At 31.6% G+C, this 1,126-nt stretch carries 2 protein-coding genes; both read right to left on the bottom strand.

What is annotated here, in order from left to right:
• Window positions 1-454 precede the first annotated feature (454 nt).
• Window positions 455-898 carry a hypothetical protein gene (locus tag AC1DSL_RS18510; RefSeq protein WP_477533370.1) on the bottom strand — a complete coding sequence of 148 codons (444 nt, stop codon included), beginning with the start codon at window positions 896-898 and terminating at the stop codon, window positions 455-457.
• A gap of 22 nt (window positions 899-920) precedes the next feature.
• Window positions 921-1,126: hypothetical protein (locus AC1DSL_RS18505; protein ID WP_477533369.1), on the bottom strand; the 206-nt coding region annotated here is incomplete at its 5' end.

The following is a 1,126-nucleotide window of genomic DNA, read 5'->3' as shown; positions in this document are numbered from 1 at the left end:
TGGGCAGCCATTGTTGCTATCGACTCCGATCACTAAATACTCAGTTTCTTCTTTTAGCCATAGTGCAAAATTTGCAAGGATTTTAGAAATGGCTGTTATAACTATTTTGTCTCCAACTTTGTATTTAATAATTTAACTCACCTCTTTTTATAATTATTTCCCAAAATTCAACCATAGGTTTTTCATGCTTATTAACTGTTATTTCCCAACATTTCTCGATAAAACATGAGTTTTATTTGATTATAATTTACTTTTTAAAAGGTTTTTCAACTATGATGTAAACTGTCAATATAATTACAATAATTACTCCTGTTATAGTAAAAGCTGATGAATCCTCTGTATTAAAACCTCTCTCTCGAAAGCTCTGGTAAATCTGGATAAATACTTCCAATGCTCCAAAAACCAAAAGAATTGACAAGAAGAAAATTATTATATATTCGATGAATTTAATCATTTACTCACCAAGCCATTTCTCGAACCAAGTTCTGTTTTTCTTTTTTAGCTCTTCTTTGTATGCTCTGTCTGCTGCTAATTTATCTTCTCTTTTCTTCATTGCCTCTAAGTAGTTTCTTTGTTTCTTTTCTGCTTCTTTTAAGCTGATGCTCGTTAATTCATCTGAAAACAATTCAACAAAATCAGTTTCATAAATATATTCTCCTGTAGTTGTTCTAACTCTTCTTTGTACTGTTACCTCAATATTTAAGTCATCAATGTACAAAATTTCTCCAACTTCTAATACGGGGGCATCTAGTTCACATTCCCACAATAAATAGTGTCCTGTAAACTCACTGATCTTTAAGACCTCTGGTGGAAAACCTATATGGTATTTTCTGACTCCAAAGCGATACATAGTTCTTTCTTTTCTACCTTTAATTATTGCTGTGTGTTTATTATTCATTTTTATTTTCCTCCTTATCTACTCAACGTAATTCCGTTACATCAGATTGCCCTTCTGGTGACTGAGAAAAGGATTCAATCGAGTTTTCCATTGATTCAAACTCTTCTTCATATCCTAATGCAAATACCAATATTCGATTTTCATATGCCCAATTTTTTATATTTTCTTTAGTTGCTGAAGCACCAACAAGCTGATTCATCTTTTCTAAGTTATTCATGCCATTTCCTC

The organism is Paenisporosarcina sp. P4_D4 (genome assembly GCF_056401835.1).
The sequence above is the reverse complement of the archived record's forward strand: the minus strand, read 5'-3'. Positions and strand labels throughout refer to the sequence as shown.

Coding starts and splice junctions, on each gene's coding strand:
- AC1DSL_RS18510 (WP_477533370.1), bottom strand. CDS start 898: ATGAATAATAAACACACAGCAATAATTAAAGGTAGAAAAGAAAGAACT.